Origin of the sequence: Leptolyngbya sp. NK1-12 (assembly GCF_032598965.1) — a bacterium.
GTDB lineage: Bacteria > Cyanobacteriota > Cyanobacteriia > Elainellales > Elainellaceae > Elainella.
The window spans coordinates 3,171,634-3,197,487 of sequence record NZ_CP053586.1; the positions used below are offsets into that span (position 1 = coordinate 3,171,634).

The window sequence follows — 25,854 nt, forward strand, 5'->3', positions numbered from 1 at the left end:
TGATCCCTATGGCGACCCGTTTTTTGTCTCTCCCGCTGGATCAACTCACCGAACCCACTTCGATTGCCCTGGCCCAACAGATTGAGTGCGCAGATATCTTGACGCCGCTGAGCCAGGAACCAATTGCCACGGCATTTGTCCGCCAAGGGGAGGGGGATATTCCACTTGTGCTGCTGCACGGATTTGACAGCTCGGTGCTGGAGTTTCGTCGTCTCTTGCCGCTCCTTGCTTCTCACTATCCAACCTGGGCAATTGATTTGCTGGGATTTGGTTTTACTGCCCGATGCGGCAACAATCAATCAGCCAAGCCATTAGCCAAGCAATCAGCCCAAATTCCCTTTAGCGCTGCCGCGATCAAAACTCACCTCTACGCCACCTGGAGTGTGTTGATTGGTCAGCCGATGGTGCTGGTGGGTGCATCGATGGGAGGGGCCGCGGCGATCGATTTTGCCCTCACCTACCCCGAAACGGTGCAGCGTCTGGTGCTGATTGACAGTGCTGGGTTTTCGGCTGGACCCGCGATCGGCAAATACCTGATTCCGCCCTTGGGATATTTGGCGACGGCCTACCTGCGCAACTTGAAAGTGCGGCAAAGTATTACCCTCAAAGCCTATCACGACCCTACCTATGCCTCTGCCGATGCCCTCCGCTGTACGGCCATGCACCTCGATCAACCCGGTTGGCAGCAAGCTCTGATTGCCTTTACCCGCAGTGGTGGCTATGGCTCTTTTCAAGCTAAACTGGCCCATCTGCAAACCCCTACCCTGATTCTGTGGGGAGAGCAGGACCAGATTTTGGGAAGGGCGGACGCAGAAAAATTCCAACAGGCGATTCCTCAGAGCCAACTCGTTTGGATGCCAGCCTGTGGCCATGTGCCCCATTTAGAAAAACCCCGGGAGACGGCCCAAGCCATCTTCAACTTTCTGGAAACCTCGCCCTGAGTCCATGCCCCATTTATCGTCGGAGGTCTGCTGTGAATGCCGCATTGAATGCTCCCAAGGTGCTAGCCATCCTCAACGGTAAGGGCGGCGTGGGCAAAACTACAACAGCAGTGAATTTGGCGGCGATTCTAGCTCAGACCTACTCGGTGCTGCTGGTGGACGCCGATCCGCAGGGATCAGCGACTTGGTGGGTGGAGCAGGGCAGCGACATGGGGTTTGACCTGACACAAGAGAATGACCCCCATCTGCTCAAACAAGTGCGACAAGTACCAAACTATCAGTTTGTTGTGGTAGACACGGCACCCGCTCTTGACTCTCACGCTTTGGCGGCGGTGATTCCGGCAGCAGACTACTTGCTGTTGCCTACACCTCCGGCAGCTATGGACCTCTCAGCGCTAGTGGAAACAATCAAACGAGCGGTTAAACCAACTGGTGTGGCCCATCGGGTTTTGATCACTCGCGTGGATCCGCGCAGTCAAGCCGATGCAATCGAAGCTCAAGCAACCCTAACTGAACTGGGGATCTCAGTCTGTCAAACCTTTATTCGAGCCTACAAAGCGCATGAACGAGCGGCCCTAGAACGGGTATCAATTTTGCAATGGCGCGGCAGAAATGCCAAAGAGGCACAGGCGGATTATTGCCGAGTTGCGGAGGAGGTGCGGCGGGATTTGGAGCAGGGGTAGGGATGGGGAGATGCGGCTCGTGAGCCTCGCCGAACGAGGGGAGATGGGTGATTTTTGCGGTTTGTCTCTTGCTTCTCGTTCTAAATCAGATCGGCTGTAACCGGAAAAATCCGCGATGATAGAAGGAGCAGGATTAGAGGTGGTTATGGCAAGGAAGCGATTGTCGGATCTATTGCGGGAAGAGGACCAAAAAGTGGCAGCCCGTGAGAGTGCTCCAGAACCCGCGTCGAACCAGCCTTCGGTTGACAAAACTGATGGCAAGTCTGATGGCAAATCTGGCAATCAATCTAGCAATCAATCTGGCAATCAATCTGGCAATCAATCTGGCAATCAATCTGGCAATCAATCGGACCAAACTGCCGATAGCAATCTAAATCCTAATCTAAACCCTGATACCGAGGCAGCCGCCATTCCTGTAACGGCAGAAGTGATTGCTTCACAGGCTGAACAGGTGGGTGATTTTGTTAACGAATTACGGAATGCAGCGGTGGAGCCAGTCGGAGCAGAAGCCGCAGAAGTCGCAAAAGAAAAGGCAGCTGAAACAGATACGGTTAAGTCTAATGTTGCTCCTACTGTCAATCCCGAGCTGGTTGAAACGCTGGAAGCTACAATCGCTCAATTAAAGCAGGAGTTAACGGTGGCTCAGGAGCGTGCTCAAGCTGCGGAAGCAAAGCAAACGGCGCTGCAAGACCAGATCATCAGTTTAGAAACTCAGGTCGCGGCTCAATCAGAAGCTTTGCAATCACTCCAGAACGAGAAACAGCAATTACAGCAACAGTCGCAGCAGGTCGAACAGCTCCAGAACGAGTTGGCAGATGCAAAGACGATGATTTTGCAGCTTTCTCAGACCAACACTAAACCGGTCGCCAAACCCCTGCCCAGCACCCGCGCTGCCGAACCAGAACTAGAACCAACGAACAGCCAAATCGTAGTTCCAGCGGCCAAGCCTGCTCCACCAGACCGCCCCAAACTGCACCAGCTTGAGCTGCGCAGAATGCTGGATCACCCCACTCAACCCGGCTCCCTGCCGCCGATGCCGTCTGAACCCAAACCAGTTGAGAAAGACAAAGTCAAGGACAAAGACGAAGTCAAACTGTCTGAAGCAGATGTGGGCTGGATCGATTAGGGAATTGATGGCATAGCTGCACGTGGCAGAAGCAGAGTCCGCCTACGGTTTGTGCAATCGTTCTAGATCGCTCAGTTGAGTGATTGGACATACGCTTGGCATCCTCCTACGGTGTCTACAACCATCTCATGGCGATGGCAGATGCCCGCTCTCGATCTACTCTGTAAGTAGGTAGGCTAAATTAATCTTCGCTCCACAATGCCGGGTCTCGACTCCGCTCAACCCTCTGCTTCCCGAAACGTTGCGCATTGAGCGGAGTCGAAATGCGTCTTCTCAATCATTGCGCCCACCTACTTAATTGGCTGGAATTACTCAGTACTAATTAAGATAGTTGAAGAACGTATCAACCCCTTAAAACAGCTCTTAAAAACTGCATGACTTCAATTCTCGCGAACTCTGCGGCAGCACGGATTAATGCACCTACCGTTCACCGCTTGCCCAATGGTCTGACTATCGTCGCTGAACAAATGCCTGTAGAGGCCGTTAACTTGAGTCTTTGGTTGGGGGTCGGCTCCGCCGTCGAGACTGATGACATCAATGGTATGGCCCATTTTCTGGAACACATGATCTTTAAAGGCTCGGCTCGCTTACAAAGCGGTGAATTTGAGCGAGAGATTGAACAGCGGGGTGCGGTGACGAATGCAGCTACGAGCCAAGACTATACCTACTACTACATCACTACAGCGCCGAAGGACTTTGCCACCCTGGCACCGCTTCAAATTGAAGTGGTGTTGAACGCGGCGATTCCAGATGTGGCCTTTGAGCGGGAACGGTCGGTTGTGCTGGAAGAAATTCGTCGGTCAGAAGATAACCCACGGCGGCGCACCTACTACCGGCTCATGGAGGCCGCCTTTGAGCACCTGCCCTACCGTCGTCCGGTTTTGGGACCTTCCGAAGTAATCGAACACTTGAAGTCCCAGCAGATGCGCGATTTTCACGCCACTTGGTATCGGCCTCAGTCGATTACGGCTTCTGTCGTCGGGAATTTACCCGTCGAGCAGTTGATCGAGATTGTTGCTGCTGGATTCGCTCAGGCCGAAGCTCACCGATCTGAGCCAATCAGCTTCTGTCCGCCCGATTTACCAGAACTCAGCCCAGAAGCTGCGTTTACTGGCATTCAGCGCTATGAACACATCGACAATAGCTTGCAGCAGGCCCGCTTGGGCATTCTGTGGCGGGTGCCGGGTATGGCTGATCTGCCCCAGACCTATGCTCTAGATGTCTTGGCCTCGATATTGGGACAGGGACGAACCGCTCGGTTAGTGCGTGACCTGCGCGAAGAGCGGGGGTTGGTTTCCGGGATTTCTGTCAGCAATATGACCTATATTCGCCAGGGGTTGTTTTATATCTCTGCCCAACTGCCAGTCGAGAACCTGGACACCGTAGAAGCGTTGATCCTCGATCACATTCGCAGACTACACCTTGAACTGATTAGCGAAGCGGAAATTCAGCGCGTCCGTACTCTGGTGGCGAATCGCTATATTTTTGGTAACGAAACTCCCAGCGATCGGGCTAGCTTGTATGGCTATTACCAGTCGATCATCGGCGATCTGGCTCCTGCCCTCAGCTATCCTGACCAAATTCAGTCCCTCAACGCTCAAGCCCTGCAAGCCGCTGTACAGCAGTACCTTGCTCCCGACGCCTACCGCGTTGTTGTCCTCAAACCTCAAGCTTAAGCTTAAGTTAATCCCTAGCCTTTTCTACTGCCGCTATGATGTCCCACTCTGCTATGTGGAACCAGATTGCTCTGCAGATCAGCCAAGCCACCGGCCAACCTTTTCAAATTGGGCATCGGCGTTCAGTAGGGGGTGGCAGTGTCAATCAGACCTATGTAGTCTCAGAGGAGGAGCGGGCCTACTTTGTGAAGCTGAACCAGGCTAGCCGCGTGGCGATGTTTGAAGCTGAGGCGCTGGGATTGCGGCAGATTGCTGAGAGTCAAACGATTCGTGTCCCGCTTCCCGTCTGCTGGGGGGTGGCAGAGCGGTCGGCCTACATTGTGATGGAATGGCTGGATTTGGGCTACGGAGACCAATCAGCCTGGGAAAGGATGGGGCGCAATTTAGCGACAATGCACCGCGTCACCAGCGACCGCTTTGGTTGGCAGCAGGACAACACAATTGGGTTTATTCCCCAAATCAACACCTGGACCGACGACTGGGTCGAGTTTTTCACGCGGCATCGCTTGGGCTATCAGTTTCAGTTAGCGAATCGGCGGGGCGGCCACTTTCCCAAGCAGGAGAAATTACTGGCCGCCGTTCCTGAAATTCTGGCGGGCCACCGTCCCCAACCTTCTCTGGTGCATGGCGATTTGTGGACGGGAAATGCGGCAGTGACGAAACAGGGTGAACCGGTGATTCTCGATCCAGCGACCTATTTTGGCGACCGCGAAGTCGATCTGGCGATGAGCCAGTTATTTGGCAGTTTTCCAGCTGCTTTCTACCAGTCCTATAACGCCGCCTTTCCGCTAGAACCGGGCTATGAGCAGCGCCAAATTCTCTACAACCTCTACCACATTCTGAATCACTTCAATCAGTTCGGCGGTGGCTACGAGTCCCAGGCCAATCAGATGATCGCGGTGTTGCTGTGAGGCGGATGGGGCAGGGGAGTAGGGGTAGAGGGTAGAGGGTAGGGGGTAGGGGGAGCCTAGATTAACGGTTTCTGGCTTAAATCCGGACGATTGTAAGCTGGAGTTCGCTGTTTGTTGTTTGATCGATGGTGTCGCTGCCGAGACAGAAGGCATATAGTGTGGTGGGTTCCAGTACCTCTAGCGTTAGAATGTCGTCGTAGCCGTTGAGGGTTGACCAGGTAGCCGCAACCGGAACGCCTGTTTTCTGATTCACAACGTTGCCGCCATAGATCCACAGCATTACAAGGGGTTCACTGGCCCGGTCAACTCCTCCGCTGCTAACGCAAACTCGTCTCAGGCTAACCATGTGAGTGCCGACCTCCAGCGATACCGGCACCGAAACCTGATGTTGCAACTGCTGCATGGCTGCCGCATCTAGCAGATAGCAATTTTGCCGACTGTGGACTTTGAGTTCAGTCTCGATTGCCTGTGGCTTGATTTGATGGGTGAAATCCTGGCTGATCGTCGGACTCGGTTGCTGGTTCTGAGTTTCCTGAGGACGAATCAGCTCGGCTACTTTTTTGTTGGCATCGACTCCGTAGCTGCTTCTGGCTCTAGCTCTGGATTGGCTGCTGGGTTGGCTGACGAATTAACTGCTGACTTGGGGGAGTCATTGGGGGAGTCGCCAATGGTAGGGGTGACCTTCCAGATCGCTGCCGCGTAGTCTCGCACTGCCTGGTCTGACGAGAACCGTCCCATCCGCGCTGTGGTCAGGATCGACATGCGGGTCCATTCCTCTGGATCGCGATAGGTTCGGCTGACTCGCTCCTGGCAAGCTACATAGGAGGGGTAATCGGCCAAAAGCAGATAGTGATCGCTATAGAGCAGCAGGTTGATGAGCGGCTGAAATAGCTCGGTGTTGCCCTGGGTTAGTTGCTTAGAGGATAGTAAATCGATGGCTCCCCTCAGTTCGGCATTGGCCTGATAGAGCGTCATGGGGTTATATTGGCTGCGCCGTTGCTGCACTTCTGCTGCCGTTAACCCGAATTGGAAGAAGTTGTCAGTTCCTACCGCATCGCGAAGTTCTAGGTTGGTGCCGTCGGGTGTGCCGATAATCAGGGCCGCATTCAGGGCCGCAATCATATTGCCGGTATCAGCAGCTTCGGTACCGGCCAGGGAAATATGCTCGGATAGGTCAATGGCCGGATAGATAGGCTGGGCGGTTTTGATATTGAAATCTTTCAGGAACACCACCTTTAAGCGGTCTCGCACAGCGGCATCACTATTCACCAGATCGGCCACGGCATGGATCAGCCTGATGATCAGCTTGGCAGTGGAGTAGTCGGGGGCAGCTTTGCCTGCAAAGATAAAGGTGCGAGGCGCAATTTCAACCTGGGGATTAGCTTTGATCCGGTTATACAGCGTGAGGATATGCAATAGGTTCAAATGCTGCCGCTTGTATTCGTGGATCACCATCGCCTGCACATCAAACAGCGAGTTGGGATTCACCTCAAGGCCGGTCTGGTGGCGGATGCGAGTAGCCAGTTCGTGTTTGGCCACCTGCTTGATCCGCAGCCATTCCCTACGAAAGCCTGGATTGATGGCGTAAGCTTCCAACTCTCTCAACTGGTCGAGGTTGCGAATCCAGCCCTGACCGAGCTTGCTGGTGATCAAATTGGCCAGTTCGGGATTCGTCTGCAGTAAGAAGCGGCGTGGAGAGACTCCATTGGTTTTGCTGCTGAATTTGTCGGGGTATAGCTGGTAAAAATCTCGGAAAACCGTCTGCTTTAGCAATTCGGTATGCAATTGCGAAACCCCATTCACCGCGTGGCTGCCTACGGTTGCTAGATAATTCAACCGAATGTAGCGCTCTCCCCGTTCATCGATCAACGACATGCGGCTGAGGCGGGCCGGATCCTGCTGGAACAATGCCTTCACCGTTTCCAGTAGGCGATAGTTGATTTCGTAGATGATTTCTAGATGACGCGGCAGGAAGTAGCCAAACACGCCCACGCTCCACTGGTCGTCTAGTGTTTCTGGCATCAGGCTGTGGTTGGTGTAGCCAAAGGTGCGCTGGGTAATTTCCCAAGCTTGCTCCCAGTCAATCTGATAGTCATCGACGAATAACCGCATCAACTCGGCAATGCCAATGGTTGGATCGGTGTCGTTAAGCTGGAGCGCCCAGCGTTGATGAATGGTTTCAGGTTGTCCTCCTGCTTCCAGGTGCAGCCGCATGGCATCTTGCAATGCACAGGCGACTAAAAAGTACTGTTGCTTCAGCCGCAGCGCTTTTCCTTGTAAATCAATATCAACCGGATACAGCACTTTACACAGGTCGCTAGCATCGGCTTTCCAGAGGCGCATCAAGCTAGCGGTTGATGTTTGGTAGCCCGGTATGGGCGTATCGTAAGCAACACCCCGCACGGTTTCAGCCGGCAGCCAGCGAACTCGATAGCGGCCTTGGTCATCGACATAGGCAGAGCTGGAACCGCCAAAATGAACGGTCACGAACCGATCGGGGCGTTCCACTTCCCAGGGGTTGCCGTGGCGCAGCCAGGTGTCGGTAACTTCGACTTGCCATCCATCGTGGATCTCCTGGTCAAAAATGCCGTATTCATAGCGGATGCCATAGCCGATGGCTGGAATGTTAAGGGTCGCCAGCGACTCCAGGTAGCAAACCATCAGCCGCCCTAATCCACCTTTACCCAATCCCGGTTCTTCTTCTTGGTCGATGATCTGCTTCAGATCGAGGCCCAGGTCCTGCATGGCCTGCTGCGCCTGGGACATCAACCCCAGATTGAGCAAACTGTTGGCTAAATGGGGACCGGGCATGAACTCTGCCGCAATTTCTCCGACTAGCCGCGTCTCTTGTCCCAGCTTCGCTCCCGGTAGGCTGAGCGCTAGCATGCGGTCCCGTAACAGGGTTGCCAGAGTGGTGTATTGCTCTAGCAAAGTAGCTGTCTCCAGGTTTTGCCGGTACAGGTAATGTAGAAACGCCTGCTGGAGACCTGCTGAATCTAGCGGGGCTGTTAAATCAGGTAGTTCTGTGCCTACGGCTCGTTGGTCCAAGAAATCAGCCGGAATGCGCCATACGGTGCGGGGCTGTACCAACTCAGCCGAAACCAGAGCCGCTGCTGTCTCTGATGATTCTGATGATTCTGATGTTTGTAATCGACCCGCTGCTGTTGCTCGGTCTGCTCCGCTGACCACATCAGGTGATAATTCTGCCTCAGGCAATTCTGGTTCAGCGAAGGCTGGACTGCCTTCCTCCCAGACAAAGGGCGTCTCTGCCGCTGCTTCGGCTGTTTCAATTGGCTCTTCCGCAATTGGCGCTTCTGCAACTGGCGCTGCAATTGGCGCTTCAGCTGACTCCGCTTCGACCAGTTCGGCTCTAACGAGTTCGGCTTCAATCAGCTCCGCTTCGACTAGTTCGGCCTCTGCCGCTTCAACTAGTTCCGCCTCAATCACGTCTGACATTTCCACCACTTCCACAACCTCAGCCGTAATTTCGGTATCCGCTTCAGCAGGTTCAGCAGACACTGAGTCAATCGTCCCTGAGTCAATTGACTCAGCATCTGGAAGCGGCACTGACCTCTCCCTATCATCAGAGGGTTCTTCCTCGGCAACTGGCTCTAGCGCTGTCAGCGGCATCGGTTGCGAAACGGGCGGCTCCTCTTCTTCAATCTCTTCTTCAACCTCTGCTGTCGCAACGACTGGACTGGTGGTCCCATTGGGTGGCTCAGGTACCGGAGTTGGTTCAGGCGGGGCTTGCTCCTTGGTAATTGGAGGACGAAACCTTGTAGTCAGCCAACCAATCAACAGTCCTACCAAAATCAGCGGCAACCAGAGCCACCAAAACCAGGTGCGATCCTCGGTGGGCAGAATAGCTGGCTGATCTAAATCTGGCGTTACGGGCTGCGCTACCGGGAGTGCTACTGGTTCACCCTCGGCCACCGCTTTCGCTTCCGTGATTTTGGCGCTGGCCACCGCCGCTTGTCCGGATTTAGCTGTCGCGAAGCCTAAAAATGCCTGTGCTGCACTGGTCGGAGTTTGTTTATAGGCATAGCCACGGGGCTGGGTATAGGGATAGAGCGGATCGTCGGGCAAGACATCTAGCCTGAGCACGAGTTTGACAATCCGGGCCTGGTCTTGCTCGGCGAGCTGACTGGCAATGGCATAGCTAATTCCGTCGCGACCCAAGGCTCGAATTACGGCGGCTGTATCATCGGTATCTAAGCGTATCACCTGCTCGCCCTTGGCAAAGTCGGGGTCTCGAAACATGGGATATCGCCGCAGTGCTAAGCGCGTATCGCTGAGAATGGGCCGATCGATTACCCGAATCGGGCCGGGTTCACCTCCTACCTCTGACCAGTCCGTGATTTCGCCGCCAAAAATTTGGCTGAGCTGCTCCACCGTCAGGTCGCCTTTGAAAGGATTCTCCTGACCGACAATAATGGCAATTTTTTCGCGGCTAATCGGAACTTCCTTTAGCCCCTGGGCTTTTTCTGCTGCCGTTAGGGGACGCCCGATCGCCGCCAGATCGATTTCGTCATTCAGTAATTCCTCAATGGCTGTTTCGGTACTGCTGGTGTTCAGCTTCACCTCGGCACCAGGGAACTGCTGCTCGTAGCGCTGTTTTAGCAGTTGATTGATCGCCGCCATATTGTCAGAGCCATCGATCCGCACCGGTTCCCGATTGGTGACTTCAACCGGCACAGCCGCAACCTCAAGCGCAAGCGCAGGCGATGTGAGAAGCATTGTCGATGCCAGAAATACAAGCACCAACTTCAGGAAAAAGGGGCACCCTCTCTGAAGCATAGAAAAATACCAAAATGTGTCAGGTTTGCACGAGGTAGAGGCATAATCAGACCGCTAGCGATACTCTCAGAAACTCCGAGAAAAGGAAGTTTTGCTCTATACCTTATTGAGCGGGAACCAGCGGGTTGATTCAGCAGGTTACCAGTGAATGCAGCTAGATTTGCTGAAATTAAGTGCTGGAATCAGATGGTTGTGCTAAAAATAAATCCTTTTAGCACCGGAGCTTAGCCCCAAGCTTAGAACCGCAACTGCCTGAGACCATCCTGAGACAATCCAGCATCATCTGCATGTTAAACAAAATTCAAGCGATTTTCCGCTTTATTTGGCAGCATAATCTGTTCATGAAGGCGCTTGCCCTAGCGGTAGCAGCAATTGCCTTCTGGGTTTCATTCCATGCCTATGCTGGATTCCTGGCGGTAGATTTTGATGCGGATCAGGCGATTCATGTTTTGATGACGGCAGATTTGCAGTTGCCAGCCGATCTGTATTATTGGGGGCAGCAGCGCGGTGGCAGTATTCTACCGGTGTTGGGCAATGTTCTACTGCAACATAGCCGCCTTTCTCCGATTGAAGCCGTTTCCTATGCGCAATACTTTGTCCTAGGCATCGGTTATTTAGCTTTTGCTGCGATTTTCAAAACGAATTTAGCCAGAATGTTATTTGCCCTGGTTTGGTTTTTGCCGCCCCATCCCTTTGCCTTTCTACTGATGCTGGGGCATCCCTACTCGGCTCAGCTTGCCTTTCTAGGACTGGCAATGGCGCTGATTACAAAACTGCCCCATCCCCCCGGATTGTTGCGCCTGGGGCTACGTCATCTAATGATTGCGGCGGCGGTGGCCTGTTTGTTTATCAGCTACTGGGCTTCAGATTTCAGCATGATTTCGATGGCGCTAATCGGTGTCTTGGCCGTTGGTGGAATGCTGTACCGCATCTGGACTGCTCCAGTGACGCCGGTCCTACCGAGGCTTTCCCGGTCATGGAATATTCTGCTGGTGATTGCGCTGCTAGCGCTGGAGGCTGGCACTATCTTACTCACCTCGCGCTATGGGGTTGAATTCATCCGCTATGCTAAGCAACACGCTGCTCCATCGAATGAGCCACTGCTGCAAGTCAACAGTTGGGAACAAGCTAAAGCTCTGTTCGACCTATTCAGCCAGCCGACCATTCAAGCCCTAGCGCTACAAAGCGACCGCTTACGAAACATTTGGATAGGGTCGATTGTCGCTTTCTGGGCCTGTGCAGCCACCTTTTTGGCGGTCTATGGCTTAGTTTGGTTACTCCAGGCTTGGCTGAGAAAATATCCCCTGCCTCGGTTAGCGCTGTCTCCTTGGTTGGGGGTGCTGGTGGCGAATGTCGTGCTCGGGTTGATCGCCATCTTGTGGTCCCAGTGGGTTTACATCAACTCAATCGACAATGGCTCCGGTAAGCGCTACTTTGTGCCGCTCTACATTCTGGGTTGGGTTGCCGCCCTATTGTTTACCGAAGGCATTCCCCGCCTAGCCGCCAAACCCCTCTGGGCAATTTTGTTAGTAGTTGCTGTAGTGGGCAGTGCTACCTTACCGGCTTCCGTGTATGGGTTAGAGCAGTTTCAGCCCACCGTTGTGCGGCTGCAGGAGATTCAGCGGTTGGGGCCGGTTGGCATCATTGGCAATCACTGGACTGCCTATTTGCTGTGCAGCGTCAATCCCCACTTGCAGAGCTGTACCCAATTTGACGAGTATGGTCAGACGTTTTGCCTTAATGTTGAGGAGCCGCCTGTGCGTCGTCCTAGTGGCCGTTGCTTTCGGTGTGTGGAGCGCGTGCTGAATGCCCAGACAGTTTACCTAGCCAAAAATTCTTGGTTAGAAGAGTTTCCCGAAGAAACCGAGCAGTTTGGCGAATGTTTGGTCAAAATCGGTGAACCAACGGAGGTCGCAGGCTACACACTAGCTCCCTACCGACGCAGAATCCTACTCCAACCAAGTTGAAGTCTCAGGGTTAAATCCGGAATCTAGCTAATTCCGACTAATCTTGGACGGGACCGACGGGGCTCGAACCCGCAACTTCCGCCGTGACAGGGCGGTGCTCTAACCAATTGAACTACGGTCCCTCAATTGGCGCGATCTCTATTATCCTTAGCCAGGAGAGGTTTGTCAAATTTTTAGCGGCGATTTTTGGCTAAAGTTTTGGCTAAAGTTTGAGCCGAGCTACAAAATAGGGGATTACCGACTTCGTTTTGCCTTTGCCATGACCCCAGCCAACCAACAGGCGGCTCCCCTACTCGACTGCCTTCAAACCCTAGCCAACCGCCAGCGAGCTGCCTTCCACACGCCCGGTCACAAACAGGGCCAAAGCGCCCCCGCGCCGTTAGCCAACCTACTAGGAACCCAGGTCTTCCGAGCCGACCTGCCCGAATTGCCCGAACTCGATAACCTATTTGCCCCGACTGGCGTGATCCAAGCTGCCCAAGCCTTAGCTGCTGCTGCCTTTGGCGCTGAACAAACCTGGTTTTTAGCCAATGGTTCAACCTGCGGGATTGCTGCTGCCGTATTAGCCACCTGCTGCCCAGGAGAGCGTCTGATCGTGCCGCGTAATGCCCATCAGTCATTGATTTCAGCGCTGATTTTATCCGGAGCTATCCCGATTTGGGTGGAACCCGATTATGACCCAGACTGGCAAATCGCTCTCTGCCCCTCTCCGGCCTCTATTCAAGCCGCCTTGGCCGAGCATCCCGATGCCAAAGCCGTGCTGCTGGTTTCGCCGACCTACCACGGGATTTGTGCCGACATCGCCTCAATTGCCCAAATTACCCAACAGTACGACATTCCTCTGCTTGTCGATGAAGCCCACGGCGCCCATTTAGCCTTCCATCCTGATTTGCCACCCTCAGCCCTAGCCAGTGGTGCTGACCTCGCCGTGCAATCGATTCACAAAACTCTGTCTGCCCTAACCCAGGCCGCCATGCTGCATGTCCAAGGCAATCGTCTGGACCGCAACCGCATTAGCCAAGCCCTCCAGCTTGTCCAATCTACTAGCCCCAGTTATTTGCTCCTAGCGTCCCTCGATGCCGCCCGTCAGCAGATGGCCACCACAGGCGAAGCCCTCCTCGATCAAACCCTCCACCTCGCCGCCCAAGCCAGAACTCAGCTCAGTCAAATTCCCGGACTGGCCGTACTCACCACCTCTAGCCAATCACCCACCAACCGCTACCAGCTCGATCCCACCCGTCTCACGATTGATATTACCGGATTGGGACTAACCGGCTTCCAAGCCGACGAAATCCTACACCAAAGCCTGAATGTCACCGCCGAACTGCCAGGGCTAAATACACTCACCTTCATCCTCACCCCTGGTAACACCCCAGCCGACATCGCTCACCTCATCCAAGCCTGCCAATCCCTAGCCCCCACCCCTCACCCCTCACCCCCCACCCCTCACCCCCCACCCCTCACCCCTCACCCCCCACCCCCCACCATCTCCCCCCGTGCTGCCTTCTTCTCCCCCACCCTCGTCCTACCCACAGAACAGGCAATTCATCAGATCAGCGCCGAATTGATCTGTCCCTATCCGCCCGGTATTCCGGTTTTGCTGCCAGGAGAATTGATTACAGCTGAGGCGGTTGCTTACCTGAGGCAGATTTTAGCCAGTGGCGGTATCCTGAGTGGTTGTGCTGACCCCACGCTCGATACCCTAAGAGTGATCCGTCAAACGAGTAATGATGAAACGGGGAAACAATGATTTAATCAGCAAGTGATCTGCTATATCGACCTTCTGACCTGTTCATCCTCTTTGCCGTTATGTCATCTGCTCTCTGGCCCTATGTCACCCCCGGCATTCCTGACCATTTGTTTGAGCGACTGCCTGGTATTCCGCTGAGCCAACGCGAGATTCGACTGCTGCTACTGGCCCAAATGCGGCTGCTGGCTGACTCGGTGGTTTGGGATATCGGTGCGGGAACGGGCACCATTCCAGTAGAAGCAGGACTGCTCTGTCCCCAAGGCAAAATTGTCGCCATTGAGCGGGATGAAGAGGTAGCCAGTTTGATTCGTCGCAACTGTGACCGCTTTGGCGTGGAGAATGTCGAGATCTTGGAAGGAAGTGCGCCTGACTGTCTTCAGCAGTTAAAAGCAGCCCCCGACCGTATTTGTATCGAAGGTGGGCGAGCGATCAAGACCATTCTGCAAGCAGCATGGCAGCGGTTAAAACCCCAAGGGCGGATCGTCGCAACGGCTACTAATTTTGAAACGCTATACGCCATCTCTGAGAGTCTGGCAGAAGTTCAGGCCCGTAATGTTGAGGTGGTACAGTCGGCCATCAACCGCCTGGAAACTCGCGGCAACCACCAGGTGTTTGCAGCCGTAGATCCCATATATATCCTTAGCGGAGAAAAATTAGAATAGGGAGATTGTGTTGGGCCAGATCGGGGTTGTAGGTTAAATTTGCCATGAGCATAGCCACAGGTTTCCAGTGGGTGCAATCTGCCAAGACACCATCTGAATTCATGTGGTTGAAGCAATGAGAGTAATGAAGACTGAATTTATTCAGAGCAAGAATTCAGTTAAAAATTGACCCTCTCGTTCTGGTAATGCAGAATCCAAATCGCTAAAAATTGGTCGATTTATGCCAGAGTGATTCTTAACCTGAATTTAAGAGGCTGTCTGAAAAGGCATGAGAGATCATCCATTACTTCAGTTCAGGTCAGTCTATTGTCAATTTATTCCCTATGCCGTTATCGCGAATCCTCAGTGCTATTGTTGCTATCGTCCTTGCTCTGGGGATGATTGTCTTGGGTGGTTGGTATTTTACGGTTGGTTTTGGCGTGATTGTCTATTTGGGGCTGCACGAGTACTTTGATTTAGTTCGTGCAACTGGCATTGCTCCGGCTGCTAAAACCACTATTGTAGTGAGTCTGATTTTGCTGATTACAGCCAATCTAGCTCCCAATTTAGTCGATGCCGTAATGCCAGTAGCTGGAACGTTGATTTGTTTCTACCTGTTGTTTCAGCCCAAGCTGGCCACCATTGCTGATATCTCCTCCTCAATCTTGGGCCTATTCTACGGCGGCTATTTACCCAGCTACTGGGTGCGGCTGCGGAATTTGGGTAGCCCAGAAGCGAGCAATTTGCCCCTGGGTGGTTATTTACCAGAGTTTCCCCTGCCCCATCCCCAGTTATTGCCTCCTGGCTTGACGGTGACTCTACTTGCCTTCGCCTGTATCTGGGCGGCTGATATTGGGGCCTACATTTTCGGCAAGCTATTTGGCAAAACTCGCCTGACGGATATCAGCCCTAAGAAAACCGTTGAAGGTGCAATTTTCGGCGTTTTAGGCAGCATTGCGGTAGCGACCGTTGGCTCCTGGTACTTGGGTTGGGCTGGGTCACCGTTAAGCGGCATGGCGCTTGGATTGTTAATCGGTATTGCCAGCCTTTTGGGTGATCTAACTGAGTCGATGATGAAACGCGATGCCGGGGTTAAGGATTCAGGTCAGTTAATTCCTGGTCATGGTGGAATTCTCGACCGCACCGACAGTTATGTTTTCATTGCGCCGTTGGTGTATTACTTTGTCACGCTGCTGTTGCCCCTTTTGCCTGCCTGACTTCCAGCAATTTGCGCCCCAGATGAAGAACCGCTGCAACTGAGCTAGCCTAGAACCAACCTAGAACTAAAGCATGGCGAGCACTACAGCAGACCTACGAAATGCAGGGGACCATGCCCGCTGATCAGCTCAATCAGCAAAGCAATGAAACCAATCATGGCAATCCGCCCGTTCCAAACCTCAGCCGAAGTTGTCAAACCCCATTCCCAGCGTTCCTGGGGATACATCTTCACCTGCTTTCGCATCTGGGGCACCTCATCCAGCTTCAGACTGGGAGAGTGCATCGCATTCAGCACCATCTCAGCCAGATCGTTGATAAACACCGGATGGGTATTGAGAGCGGGCACCCGTTGAAAATGGTGAATACCAGAGGTTTCTGCAAGTTCGCGATACTCGATGTCAATCTCTTCCAGAGTTTCAATGTGCTCCGAAACAAAGCTGACCGGCACCACAACCAGGGTTTGCACGCCTTGTTCCGCCAGTTCCGGGATGGCCTCCTCGGTATAGGGCTTCAACCACTCGACCGGACCCACACGGCTCTGATAGGCCAGGGTATAAGGGTTAGGGCGATTCAGGGTCCGCATAATCAGCTCCGTGCACTCTTCGATTTCCTGCTGATAGGGGTCACCCGCCTCCTCGACATAGCTCAATGGCACGCCGTGGGCGCTAAAGAAAATATGAGCCTCGTCTGGATTGGCAAGCTGGTCTAACTCTTGGGCAATTAACTGGGCCATCGCTTTGAGGTAGCCAGACTGCTTGTACCAAGAGGGAATCACCGTATAGTCAATTTTTTGCAGGGTCGGGTCTTCCTGCCAGAGTTTTTCTAACAGCCGAAAGCTGGAACCGCTAGTGCTAATGGAAAACTGCGGATAGAGGGGCAAAATCACCAACCGCTCAATACCGTCTCGCTTAATTCGAGCAATGGCCTCTTCGGTAAATGGGTGCCAGTAGCGCATACCGATATAGACCTGAGCATCCTGTCCCTGTTCGCGTAGAGCTGACTGGAGGGCTTGAGCTTGCTCTTCGGTAATCCGACGCAGGGGTGAACCGCCGCCAATCAGCTTATAGTTCTCCTGCGATTTCTTGGCACGACTAGTAGAAATTAGCCAAGCCAGCGGCTTTTGCAGCCAAGCAAAGGGCAGCCGAATAATTTCTGGGTCAGAGAATAAATTGAAGAGAAAAGGGCGAACATCTTCAAGCTGGTCTGGTCCACCCAGGTTGAGTAATAAGACGCCAACACGACCCATAGTAATTCCAGTTCCTTGCCCTTAATATTTGTTACCGATTTTAACAATAAACTCCACCTGTTTCAGCGTTTGTCTCAGATTTCACTTTACTGAAATTCACACTAAAATGCATGCCTTCTTCTGAAGCTTTTGCTGCGTGTGCTTCTCCGCTCAAAAATTAGAAAGGCGCAATTCTTTATAATCTGCCTTAATATCAATTCTTGAATCCATTCTTGGGGTTGACTGCCCGCAAAAGCAATCTTTAGCAATCGTTAAAATGATCTTCTCCTGCGCTACCAGGTTTTTCTTTCCCCCCAACCTGCTTTCGAGCGCCCGAATAAAAAGCGATCCGTCTCAGTGAATAGGCATGCCTAAATCCCCTGGCCAATCTACCAGTCCAACTGCCACAACCAGTATTGACGACCAAATTGCCAAGGTAAATCACCGCTTAAAGGTCGCCCAACTTGGCCTCCAGGTTGAACGACGCGGGCAAAAGCTAAGTCTGCGGGGAACTCTGCCGCCTCGACCGGGGAGTGATCGGCTACGGCCCCATCAGCAGCGGATCAGCCTTAACTTACCAGCCACTGCCGCTGGCCTGAAGCAAGCCGAACAGGAAGCCAAAGTGATTGCGGCCCAGTTGATTCAAAACTGCTTTGACTGGCAGCAGTATTTACCTGTGGCTGGAGGCCGCCTGCATCAAATGGACTTGGCCGAGAAACTGGCAGCCTTTCAGCAAAGTTTTCTGCAAGATGGTTCCGGCTTTGCCCAAGCAGCATCACGCCAAACGACTTGGGACGCGGCCTATGCTCCGTATCTGCGCAAACTAGAAGAGATTGTCCAAGCTCGTCCCCACCTCAGTCTGCCAGAAGCGATCTATGCCACTGTGCAGGCGACCCGCTCCAACAGCCGCAGTCGGCAGATTTGCTGCACCGCCTTGAGTGGTTTAGCCGAGTTTTTGCATCTGGAATTGCCAATTCCGCTCAAAACCTATTGGGGCACCTATGGCCCCAACCAGACCAAAACCCGCCGCTTGCCTTCCGATCAAGAAATTGTCACAGCCTTTGGTAAAATTCCCAACCCAGCCTGGCAATTTGTCTATGGCATCATGGCAACCTATGGCTTGAGGAATCACGAGGTATTTTTCTGTGACTACAGCGGGCTGGTGTTGGGGCAATCCGAGGCGGTGATTGAAGTGCTAGAGACCAGCAAGACCGGCAGTCATGCTGTTTGGCCGTTCTATCCAGAATGGGTTGAGCAATTCAATTTACGGCAGGTAACTCTACCCGCACTCAATACTGACCTGAGCCAAACCACACTGCGGCGGATTGGGCAACAGGTTAACTGTCAGTTTCGCCGCTATCAAATTCCGTTCTCGCCCTACGATTTGCGCCATGCTTGGGCAGTCCGAACAATCCATTTCGACCTTCCCGATGCGGTGGCTGCTCGCATGATGGGGCACTCGGTGGCGATTCATAACCGGACTTACCATCGCTGGATTACCCTGCGCGACCAGCAGCAAGCGGTAAAAACAGCCCTCAGCCGCAGCAATTTGCAAGCACCTCAACCGGAGAACAATTTGTCATAAAAGCAGGAAATAACTTGCCCCTCCTGAACAGAAAGCCGGGAAAAGCCTTAAAGTTGGTTATAAATACATAGAATCACTAGGATTTGTCAATTGTGGCAACAATTCTTAGAGAGTGGAGCTATCGCTACCCCTGGTTTTATGATGGGGTGATTCGATTGGCAGCCCTTACGGTGGGAGGAGAAACCAAATTTCGTCAGTTGGCTCTAGACGGATTAGAAATTACTCCCGATCTGCACCTCCTGGATTTGTGTTGCGGCGATGGGCAGGCCACGCGATTTTTAGTAACACGCTCTGCCCATGTCATTGGGTTTGATGCTTCACCGATTGCAATTGAACGCGCTAACCAAAATGTGCCTGAAGCCAAGTATGTCAGAGGTTGGGCAGAAGCTATGCCGTTTGAGGATCAGCAATTTGATCTGGTTCACGTCAGCCTTGGTCTGCACGAAATGCGTCCGGTTCAGCTATGGCGAATCATGCAGGAAGTGCATCGGGTGCTGAAACCAGGAGGCGTTTTCACACTGATTGATTTTTATGTTCCGGTGAATTGGTTATATAGCTTAGGATTAAATTTATTTTTGCTATTGTTTGAGACCGAGACAGCTTGGCAATTCATCAAAACCGATTTGTTGGATTTATCAGCAAGAGTGGGTTTTCAGGAAGCTGATCGGACCCTTTATGCTGGAGGAAGTTTGCAAGTTGTTCATGCTCGCAAAGGAACACAATAATGCAAAATACAGCCGAATATTATTGTGCCTATTGTGGTGAACCCAATTTAACGTTCATTGATTTCAGTGCGGGTGGTGATCAATCCTACGTCGAAGACTGCCAAATTTGTTGCCGTCCCAACATTCTCTACATCCACATTGACGAAGAGAGCTTAGACATTGAAATTAGCAGCGAGTATGAAGGATAAAAACCGCAATGACATTCTTAACCCTTGCTAGCATTCTGCTGTTTTTTGTACTGATTGTGAACAAGCTGCTTTTAGAGCCGCTTGAGTTTTTAGCTTCGTTTCATTTGCCTTCCTGGTTGATGCTGACCCTTGGCCTCAGCTTACTGGCTTGGCTGATCGGGGAATAATTAATCTGCACTAGCAATCTAAACGAAAATTATCAGGAATCATCTGTACTGGATGCTGATCGTTTTGCTCAATTAAACTGGGAAGAATAGCACATCGTTACTCCATGGCATCACAGTAACAAAGGCTGTTGGAGTAGGTTTAGTGGAGGTGGGCTGGTCTAAAAACTGCTAGTTGCAACAGAATACTATTAATCGATTGCGCATCGTAGCCACTATGGGAATTGAACCAGAATTACCATCCCATCCGCAGCCGCTTGCATCAGCGACTCAGTTGCCGATGCTCAATATCCTAGTGGTAGAAGATAATTTGACAAATCAGAAAGTAATTATGCGGCAATTGCAATTTTGTGGCTATCACCCCGATGCTGTTGCCACAGGTCAGGCAGCCCTAGATGCCATCGTCCAACGCTGCTACGACATTGTGTTTATGGATTGTTGCCTGCCCGAAATGAATGGTTATACTGCCACACGTCTGATTCGTCAGCGCGAACAGCAGCTCAATCGAAACAGAAGCATCATTATTGCTCTCACAGCCAGTGATGATCCTCGTATCAAAGAAGAGGCGATTGCAGCTGGGATGAATGATTTCTTGACCAAGCCCCTGCGCCGAGAGGTTCTAGCTGCGACTCTAAACCGCTGGAACCAATATCTGCGTCAAACCAGCCCTTCTGCCCAATTGCTGATGGCGGTCAACGAGGAGCAGCCGATATTCCCCGACTATCGCTCTTCGCTATGGGAGCTTCATTTCGACCTAATTCAACTTCATCAACTCTCCGATCACAATCCAGAATTTGAGCAAGAACTGTTGCAACTCTATCATGCAGATACCCAGGACCAGCTTCAGCAGCTCCAGCAGGCCCACAGTAAGCTGAACTTTCAGCATATCGAGCGAATTGCTCACCACATCAAAGGAGCTAGCGCCAGCGTTGGGGCCAAAATGTTAACCGAAATTGCTGAGCAATTGGAGCATCACGCTAAACAGCAGCAGTTAGATCAGGTAGATTACTCGATGCAGCAATTAAACCAAGCTTTCAATCAACTTCAAGCTCTTTTTAGTAGTTCCGATCAAAGCATTTCTAATAATTAAAATTAGGTCACCTATCATTTGCTGAAAAGAGCTAGATTAAACCAAAATCCACCCCAAAACCGCCAAAGATTCTATCGATCTAAGGTTTTTTCTGCTATTGGGTTCAAACACTGCGCTGCTCAGGCAGTTCTGATTATGCTGGTGCTATCAACGAAATTCAAAAAACAAAAAAACCGACTAATGCTATTTTTAATAAATCAGGATGCCCGATTATGAATTGCCGTCTTGCTTACTCTTAATCCCAGGGTAAGTAGTCAGTTTGGCTTGCAGATTTATTTGAATGGTTTGAATGAACTGTTTGAAAGGACTGATTGAAAGAATTGTTTGGCAAAACTGTTTAGCACCGCTCGATTTTTAAGATGTCTAGAATTCTTGTAATTGATGATGACCCAACTGTCTTAAAGATCATTCAGCGAGCGCTACAACATCAGGGGCATGAGGTTTTGGTAGCATCCAACGGCAGAGAAGGATTAGAGATGGCCTGCCAAAATCAGCCTGCTCTCATCATTTGCGACTGGATGATGCCCTATCTCGATGGGCTAGAAGTTTGCCGTCAGGTAAAAGCCAATCCCCACCTATCTACTACCTTTTTTCTGCTTTTAACATCTCGAATTGGTCTGGATGACCGGATTGAAGGACTCAATACTGGCGCAGATGACTTTTTATCAAAACCGATTGAGATTGCTGAACTGCAAGCACGAGTGCGGGCTGGCTTACGGCTACATCAGGTCAGCCAGGATTTGCAAACGCAGAAGGAGATTTTAGAAGCTGAATTGGCCGAGGCGGCTGCCTATGTCCGAGCACTGTTGCCTCCTCCCATGAGCGGTGAAGTCACGGTCGAGGCTCGCTTTATCCCCTCGCGGCAGTTGGGTGGCGACTGTTTTGACTATTTTTGGCTCGATCCTGACTACCTGGTTATGTATTTGCTAGATGTCTCAGGTCATGGTTTAGCCGCAGCTCTGCCTTCAATTCTGGTGCTGAATCTACTGCGCTCCCAATCATTGCCCAACGTTAATTTTTATCAACCTCAAGATGTTCTGAAAGGGCTGAATGACACGTTTCAGATGAGCACCCAGAACGAGAAATACTTCACCATCTGGTACGGGGTCTACAACCGAGTCAAGCGCCAGCTCACCTATGCCAGTGCGGGTCATCCACCCGCTGTGTTGATCACCCCAGAGCAACCTAGTCAACAGGTACAGCATTTGCGGACCCCATCGTTACCCATTGGTATGCTTCCAGACGTTGCCTTCACCTGCGAGCGTTGTACCATACCTGTGCATGGAACGCTCTACGTGTTTAGTGACGGTATCTATGAACTTAATCCGATAGGGCATCACAATTGGAGTTTGGATGACTTCATTCGGCTGCTGACCCAGCTCGACCCTGATCTCAGTCCCGATGCCATTTTGCAGCAGGTTCAAGAAACCAATGCTGTTGGCACGTTTAATGACGATGTGTCGCTGCTTAAAATTCAGTTTGCCTAGTAATTTTTGGCGCAATTTTTGGCGCAATTTTTGGCGCAATTCGTGCGTTAATTGAGGTTGACGCTGCTCGTTACCTGACCATTGACTTTATAAAAATCGTTTTGATCTCGGAAAATTTCAAATATCCGATCCATGCTAGTTAGCTCGAACAGAATTCTCACTTGATCGTTCACCGAACATACGCATAGCTTTCCTCCTTCCGACCGCACCGTTTTCAAGGCCGTCACCAAAGCGCCCAAGCCTGAGCTATCCATAAACGTCACGTCTTTGAGATCCACCAAGATGATCTTTGCTCCTTGTTCAATGCCTTGGTCAACCCGGTCGCGTAGTTCTTGGGTCTTAGTGCTATCTAGGATTCCGCTGAGTTGAATAACTTCGGTTGCCAACATAATGAATTTGAGTAAGTGAGCAGGTTATAAGCGTCGTGTGAGTAAGGGATAAGCACCTAATTCAGGATCGAACGGCTGAGAAATCAGACCATCAGGGATAGAACGGTGAACAGATCGATTATAGGCAGCTGATTGTAAACTTCCCGTGAACTTAGGTTTAGAGTTTCCTCAGAAGCTGCCCTGAGTTGAACAACTTATTTGACCAACCTATCTGAACAACTCATCCTTAGTATTCCCAGACTAGAAATCGGGATGCTTAAAAAACTTAAAATTAAGCCCACTAGAAGAAGCCGCTGATTTCGTGCTCACCGCGGATTGGGGACGTTGCACCAATCGCAACCGGGATAATCAAACGGCTTAGCATGCGTCCGTCTTCTAGTTGATCCAGCATAAATTCTCCCCCCATGCGTCGGATCAAGGCTTGGCAAATGGCAAGATGCAGTCCGGGGGGTTCGTCAAGCAGCGATGGAACCAACAGGTCTCCACCTCGCCCAGTGTTCATCTGCTCCAATAATTGGGGTTCAATCAAGCCATTGTCAGTAATGGACATCTCCAGCCAGTGGTCATCCAGTTGCCGACACCAGACATCGAGCCGTCCGCCAATAGGAGAACGCAAGCAGGCCGCCATCAAGATTTCATGCACAATACACTCGATTTTGGCAATATTGCCGCCGATGCTGAGATTGGCTTCGTTATGCACCTGTGACCAGAGCTGCCGCTGTTTGATCAGGTGATCGAGCCGCTCTAGAGACCGCTTCATTAGGCTAGCGAGGGGAATGGTTTCATAGTCATCTTCAAATTGCCATTGTTCCTGTTTCAGCAGCGGGGTAGCAGCCGTCAATGTATTGCCTAGATGACGTAAAACTTGCTGATAGCGCAGGCTCGATAGGGCATCTTTTTGGTGGCTTAATTCATTTAACCGCCGCACGCCTATGCCCAGAATGCGATAGATTTCCTCTAAGCGCCGGTGTTTGTACCAATTGAGCTGCTCTAGGGTGCTGCGCTGCATCACGAGGGTTGCAGTCAGCTTTAGATAACGACGGCACCAAGCCAACTGATTGACTAAAATGCCAACAGCGCTCAGCTGATGCTGAGACCAAATTCGTTCAGCCCGGTCACCAATCACAATTAGGCCGGTCGGTTCGTGCTCTGGAGCAGTACGCAGGGCATAAACCAAAATTTGGTCTAGATCAGCACCATTCAGCCACTGGCGCGTCTGTGGACTCAGCTGATTGGTCGGAAGAGGCTGCAAGTCGTCGTTTTGCAAGGCCCATTGCAGCAGTGGATCATTGACTACAGAAATTTCCGCTTCGGTTGCCACTCCGAATTGGGGTTTAGTGGAGGTGGCGGCTCTGATTTGAGCGGTTGGGTGTCCGGGTTGCCAGGTGACTAGGGCTGTTAGGGGAACCTGTAGCAATTGGGCAATCTGCTGTACAGAGGCTTGCTCTAAGCGCTCTAGCTGCTGAATTTGCTGCATGGTGGCCAATCCCCACTGAACCGCCTGATAGGTTTTGCGGAGCTGCTCAGTCTGATCCTGCAACTTGAATTGGTGCAACAATAGGCCAATCTGCTGGCTAACTACTTTCAACAGCTCGCGCTCAGCTCGGTTCCAACTGCGGGTCGCCTCATGGCCGATCACTAGCACTCCCTCAATCGGTTTACCAACCGATGTACTGCACACCAGCAGTGACCGCACCTGTAGGTCTAGACAAAGCTGCCGCCAAGCCATCAGCTTCAGGTCCGATTCCAGATTCTCGATGCCAATCGCCTCGGTACTACGCTCTAGCATCTGCCAATCGACCGGATTGAGGGTATCAAGGCAACCAACAATTGGCCGACGATTGGGAGCTTGCTGCTGGTAGCAAATCTCGAACTTTTTGCGGTCCGGATTGTAGAGCAAGACCAAGAACCGTTCGGCTTTCAGGCGTTGCAGCAGTCGATCGGCACAACGGTGCATGGTACTTTGCCAATCGGCTTCGCTGTAGAGGGCATGGGTCACCTCAGTTGTTAAGCTCTGATCTTGTTTGACCTGCTGAATCGTTGCTTCAATGTCTTCTAGCGGGGCAACGAGAGCCACCAGTTGGGCTACCCCACGCACATATTTCTTTTCCTCCTCGTGCCAGATACGGGCCTCTGTGCCTTCAACGGTTAAAAAGCCAAGCAACTCGCCTTGGAGCAGAATCGGAGCGGCAATCAAAGAACGGGCCTGGATTTGCTGCATCAGCCGTCCGGTTGCATCGGCTTTAAGGGAACTGCGGGCTTCTCCGATCGACACCACCTGATCGGCAGTTAAGGCTTGATAGAAACTTCCCAAATCCTGTACAGAAATCGGATTTTCGCCATTGTCGGCTAAGGTTGTCGCTTTGTCGCGATGGCTAGATCGCTGCCAAAAATAACGCTGTTGTGGCTCATACCAATAGATGCGGGTGCGGTCTGGGGCAATAAAACGATGGGTTGCTTCTACAACAGCTTCTAGACGTTTATCCAGTGTGGGGAGGCTGCGCAACTGGGATAGCAAGTTCAGTAACGGTTCATCGGGATGTTTGGTCAACCGCCGCCGCTGCTCAACTTCTGCCTGGTAAAGCGCTTCGGCTAAACTGCCGAGAATCATAGTCAGACGGGCTTTTTCTTCGGTGTGGGGGGAGGTTCCCCACAGCTGTGATCCTAGCAGTACCACTCCAAAACACTGCCCCTTATGTCGAATCGGCAAAATCACGGTTCCTTGAATAGCATGTCGCTGGGCAATACTACGCCATTCCCCGGCCCTGGGTTCCTCCCGCAGGTCGGGCACGCCAAGCGAACACTGCTGGATGACAACCTGCTCTAGCAAATCCCCCGGATTTAGGTGAATCCGTTGTTTCAGCAGGCTCTTTTCCCCATTTAAACAATAGCCGCCTTTTCCTGAGAGGCGATGCTCTACCCGCTCATACAATCCTACCCAGATCAGCGCATAGTCGAATCCGGTCTGGAGGTAATCCAGGACAACTTTGACAGCGCCATCTACGGTTTCCTCTTCTCGTAATGCCTGAAGAGCGCGTCCTAGGGTAACTAATTGTTTCTCATTGTTTGACGGCTCTTTCGAAAAAACCATGCCAACTTAACTCCTGGGCCGCACAGGTTAGCGATTTTACTAAAGGTGTAGTCTAAATCTCCACTGGGGTGGCTGTTGCCAAGGGTAGCCCTGTTTCTAAAGTTCCCGCAGAAAAGGGGTCTGATACCTTTTTGAGTTCCTGGCTTTGAGATCCCGGCTGGGGGATTTAAGCAGTACTCTGGAAAGTAGGTCGCACGTAA

The 25,854-nt window shown here is 51.9% G+C and carries 20 protein-coding genes and 1 tRNA gene; 15 read left to right on the forward strand and 6 right to left on the reverse strand.

The features are described from left to right. The first annotated feature begins 8 nt into the window (after positions 1 to 8). The 5 genes from HJG54_RS13345 (at position 9) to HJG54_RS13365 (ending at position 5,337) form a co-directional block, all read left to right on the forward strand. Positions 9 to 941, forward strand: coding sequence for an alpha/beta fold hydrolase (locus HJG54_RS13345; protein ID WP_316435483.1), 933 nt, complete (start codon positions 9 to 11; stop codon positions 939 to 941). Between the two features lie 32 nt (positions 942 to 973). Continuing rightward, the gene (locus HJG54_RS13350) at positions 974 to 1,624 is read left to right on the forward strand and encodes a ParA family protein (RefSeq protein ID WP_316435484.1); all 651 of its coding nucleotides are present in this window, start codon (positions 974 to 976) and stop codon (positions 1,622 to 1,624) included. 145 nt (positions 1,625 to 1,769) lie between these two features. After that, the gene (locus HJG54_RS13355; protein WP_316435485.1) at positions 1,770 to 2,750 is read left to right on the forward strand and encodes a hypothetical protein; all 981 of its coding nucleotides are present in this window, start codon (positions 1,770 to 1,772) and stop codon (positions 2,748 to 2,750) included. A 374-nt stretch (positions 2,751 to 3,124) separates the two neighbouring features. Further along, entirely contained in the window at positions 3,125 to 4,426 is a 1,302-nt protein-coding gene (locus HJG54_RS13360; protein WP_316435486.1) for a M16 family metallopeptidase, read from the forward strand. Positions 4,427 to 4,461: 35 nt separating this feature from the next. Further along, positions 4,462 to 5,337 carry a fructosamine kinase family protein gene (locus HJG54_RS13365; protein ID WP_316435487.1) on the forward strand — a complete coding sequence of 292 codons (876 nt, stop codon included), beginning with the start codon at positions 4,462 to 4,464 and terminating at the stop codon, positions 5,335 to 5,337. A gap of 76 nt (positions 5,338 to 5,413) precedes the next feature. Here HJG54_RS13365 and HJG54_RS13370 read toward each other — a convergent pair whose 3' ends face one another. Both HJG54_RS13370 and glgP read right to left on the reverse strand, forming a co-directional pair. After that, a complete protein-coding gene (locus HJG54_RS13370) occupies positions 5,414 to 5,740 on the reverse strand; it encodes a hypothetical protein (RefSeq protein ID WP_316435488.1) in 327 nt (108 codons plus the stop codon). Between the two features lie 149 nt (positions 5,741 to 5,889). Further along, complete coding sequence (gene glgP / locus HJG54_RS13375) at positions 5,890 to 10,074, reverse strand: glycogen/starch/alpha-glucan family phosphorylase (RefSeq protein WP_316435489.1); 4,185 nt, start codon at positions 10,072 to 10,074, stop codon at positions 5,890 to 5,892. 347 nt (positions 10,075 to 10,421) lie between these two features. Between glgP and HJG54_RS13380 the strand changes: the two genes are divergently transcribed. Continuing rightward, a complete protein-coding gene (locus HJG54_RS13380; protein WP_316435491.1) occupies positions 10,422 to 12,101 on the forward strand; it encodes a hypothetical protein in 1,680 nt (559 codons plus the stop codon). A gap of 48 nt (positions 12,102 to 12,149) precedes the next feature. On the opposite strand, the gene HJG54_RS13385 is transcribed toward HJG54_RS13380, so the two are convergent. Then, a tRNA-Asp gene (locus HJG54_RS13385) sits at positions 12,150 to 12,223 on the reverse strand. A 137-nt stretch (positions 12,224 to 12,360) separates the two neighbouring features. Here HJG54_RS13385 and HJG54_RS13390 point away from each other — a divergent pair. The 3 genes from HJG54_RS13390 to HJG54_RS13400 all read left to right on the forward strand — a co-directional run bounded on the left by HJG54_RS13390 (position 12,361) and on the right by HJG54_RS13400 (position 15,709). Beyond that, positions 12,361 to 13,851: an aminotransferase class I/II-fold pyridoxal phosphate-dependent enzyme gene (locus tag HJG54_RS13390; protein ID WP_316435492.1), complete on the forward strand. Its 1,491-nt coding sequence runs from the start codon at positions 12,361 to 12,363 to the stop codon at positions 13,849 to 13,851. A gap of 59 nt (positions 13,852 to 13,910) precedes the next feature. After that, positions 13,911 to 14,513 carry a precorrin-6Y C5,15-methyltransferase subunit CbiT gene (gene cbiT / locus HJG54_RS13395; RefSeq protein ID WP_316435493.1) on the forward strand — a complete coding sequence of 201 codons (603 nt, stop codon included), beginning with the start codon at positions 13,911 to 13,913 and terminating at the stop codon, positions 14,511 to 14,513. A 323-nt stretch (positions 14,514 to 14,836) separates the two neighbouring features. Continuing rightward, on the forward strand, positions 14,837 to 15,709 hold the full coding sequence (locus HJG54_RS13400) for a phosphatidate cytidylyltransferase (RefSeq protein ID WP_036005946.1): 873 nt from the start codon (positions 14,837 to 14,839) through the stop codon (positions 15,707 to 15,709). A gap of 83 nt (positions 15,710 to 15,792) precedes the next feature. On the opposite strand, the gene hemH is transcribed toward HJG54_RS13400, so the two are convergent. Further along, the gene (gene hemH / locus HJG54_RS13405) at positions 15,793 to 16,956 is read right to left on the reverse strand and encodes a ferrochelatase (protein ID WP_316435494.1); all 1,164 of its coding nucleotides are present in this window, start codon (positions 16,954 to 16,956) and stop codon (positions 15,793 to 15,795) included. Between the two features lie 346 nt (positions 16,957 to 17,302). Between hemH and HJG54_RS13410 the strand changes: the two genes are divergently transcribed. From HJG54_RS13410 to HJG54_RS13435, 6 genes are all read left to right on the forward strand, one after another. After that, on the forward strand, positions 17,303 to 18,520 hold the full coding sequence (locus HJG54_RS13410; RefSeq protein ID WP_316435495.1) for a site-specific integrase: 1,218 nt from the start codon (positions 17,303 to 17,305) through the stop codon (positions 18,518 to 18,520). A 92-nt stretch (positions 18,521 to 18,612) separates the two neighbouring features. Beyond that, positions 18,613 to 19,245, forward strand: coding sequence for a class I SAM-dependent methyltransferase (locus HJG54_RS13415; RefSeq protein WP_316435497.1), 633 nt, complete (start codon positions 18,613 to 18,615; stop codon positions 19,243 to 19,245). Further along, positions 19,245 to 19,433, forward strand: a complete 189-nt coding sequence (locus tag HJG54_RS13420; protein WP_036005940.1) for a CPXCG motif-containing cysteine-rich protein — start codon at positions 19,245 to 19,247, stop codon at positions 19,431 to 19,433. The genes HJG54_RS13415 and HJG54_RS13420 overlap by 1 nt, the downstream gene beginning before the upstream one ends. Positions 19,434 to 19,441: 8 nt before the next feature. Beyond that, a complete protein-coding gene (locus HJG54_RS13425) occupies positions 19,442 to 19,600 on the forward strand; it encodes a hypothetical protein (protein WP_158673094.1) in 159 nt (52 codons plus the stop codon). 214 nt (positions 19,601 to 19,814) lie between these two features. Beyond that, on the forward strand, positions 19,815 to 20,687 hold the full coding sequence (locus HJG54_RS13430) for a response regulator (protein ID WP_316435498.1): 873 nt from the start codon (positions 19,815 to 19,817) through the stop codon (positions 20,685 to 20,687). Positions 20,688 to 21,046: 359 nt separating this feature from the next. After that, a complete protein-coding gene (locus tag HJG54_RS13435) occupies positions 21,047 to 22,174 on the forward strand; it encodes a PP2C family protein-serine/threonine phosphatase (RefSeq protein WP_316435499.1) in 1,128 nt (375 codons plus the stop codon). 47 nt (positions 22,175 to 22,221) lie between these two features. Here the strand turns inward: HJG54_RS13435 and HJG54_RS13440 are convergent, their stop codons facing one another. Both HJG54_RS13440 and HJG54_RS13445 read right to left on the reverse strand, forming a co-directional pair. Continuing rightward, positions 22,222 to 22,563 carry an STAS domain-containing protein gene (locus HJG54_RS13440; protein WP_081914908.1) on the reverse strand — a complete coding sequence of 114 codons (342 nt, stop codon included), beginning with the start codon at positions 22,561 to 22,563 and terminating at the stop codon, positions 22,222 to 22,224. A gap of 280 nt (positions 22,564 to 22,843) precedes the next feature. Next, positions 22,844 to 25,654: a GAF domain-containing protein gene (locus HJG54_RS13445; protein WP_316435501.1), complete on the reverse strand. Its 2,811-nt coding sequence runs from the start codon at positions 25,652 to 25,654 to the stop codon at positions 22,844 to 22,846. Positions 25,655 to 25,854 lie beyond the last annotated feature (200 nt).

Excerpts from the sequence above, each read along its gene's own strand:
- HJG54_RS13345 (WP_316435483.1), top strand. The coding sequence starts at position 9 with ATGGCGACCCGTTTTTTGTCTCTCCCGCTGGATCAACTCACCGAACCC.
- HJG54_RS13355 (WP_316435485.1), top strand. The coding sequence starts at position 1,770 with ATGGCAAGGAAGCGATTGTCGGATCTATTGCGGGAAGAGGACCAAAAA.
- HJG54_RS13360 (WP_316435486.1), top strand. The coding sequence starts at position 3,125 with ATGACTTCAATTCTCGCGAACTCTGCGGCAGCACGGATTAATGCACCT.
- HJG54_RS13365 (WP_316435487.1), top strand. The coding sequence starts at position 4,462 with ATGATGTCCCACTCTGCTATGTGGAACCAGATTGCTCTGCAGATCAGC.
- HJG54_RS13370 (WP_316435488.1), bottom strand. The coding sequence starts at position 5,740 with ATGCAGCAGTTGCAACATCAGGTTTCGGTGCCGGTATCGCTGGAGGTC.
- glgP (WP_316435489.1), bottom strand. The coding sequence starts at position 10,074 with ATGCTTCTCACATCGCCTGCGCTTGCGCTTGAGGTTGCGGCTGTGCCG.
- HJG54_RS13380 (WP_316435491.1), top strand. The coding sequence starts at position 10,422 with ATGTTAAACAAAATTCAAGCGATTTTCCGCTTTATTTGGCAGCATAAT.
- HJG54_RS13390 (WP_316435492.1), top strand. The coding sequence starts at position 12,361 with ATGACCCCAGCCAACCAACAGGCGGCTCCCCTACTCGACTGCCTTCAA.
- cbiT (WP_316435493.1), top strand. The coding sequence starts at position 13,911 with ATGTCATCTGCTCTCTGGCCCTATGTCACCCCCGGCATTCCTGACCAT.
- HJG54_RS13400 (WP_036005946.1), top strand. The coding sequence starts at position 14,837 with ATGCCGTTATCGCGAATCCTCAGTGCTATTGTTGCTATCGTCCTTGCT.
- hemH (WP_316435494.1), bottom strand. The coding sequence starts at position 16,956 with ATGGGTCGTGTTGGCGTCTTATTACTCAACCTGGGTGGACCAGACCAG.
- HJG54_RS13410 (WP_316435495.1), top strand. The coding sequence starts at position 17,303 with ATGCCTAAATCCCCTGGCCAATCTACCAGTCCAACTGCCACAACCAGT.
- HJG54_RS13420 (WP_036005940.1), top strand. The coding sequence starts at position 19,245 with ATGCAAAATACAGCCGAATATTATTGTGCCTATTGTGGTGAACCCAAT.
- HJG54_RS13425 (WP_158673094.1), top strand. The coding sequence starts at position 19,442 with ATGACATTCTTAACCCTTGCTAGCATTCTGCTGTTTTTTGTACTGATT.
- HJG54_RS13430 (WP_316435498.1), top strand. The coding sequence starts at position 19,815 with ATGGGAATTGAACCAGAATTACCATCCCATCCGCAGCCGCTTGCATCA.
- HJG54_RS13435 (WP_316435499.1), top strand. The coding sequence starts at position 21,047 with ATGTCTAGAATTCTTGTAATTGATGATGACCCAACTGTCTTAAAGATC.
- HJG54_RS13440 (WP_081914908.1), bottom strand. The coding sequence starts at position 22,563 with ATGTTGGCAACCGAAGTTATTCAACTCAGCGGAATCCTAGATAGCACT.
- HJG54_RS13445 (WP_316435501.1), bottom strand. The coding sequence starts at position 25,654 with ATGGTTTTTTCGAAAGAGCCGTCAAACAATGAGAAACAATTAGTTACC.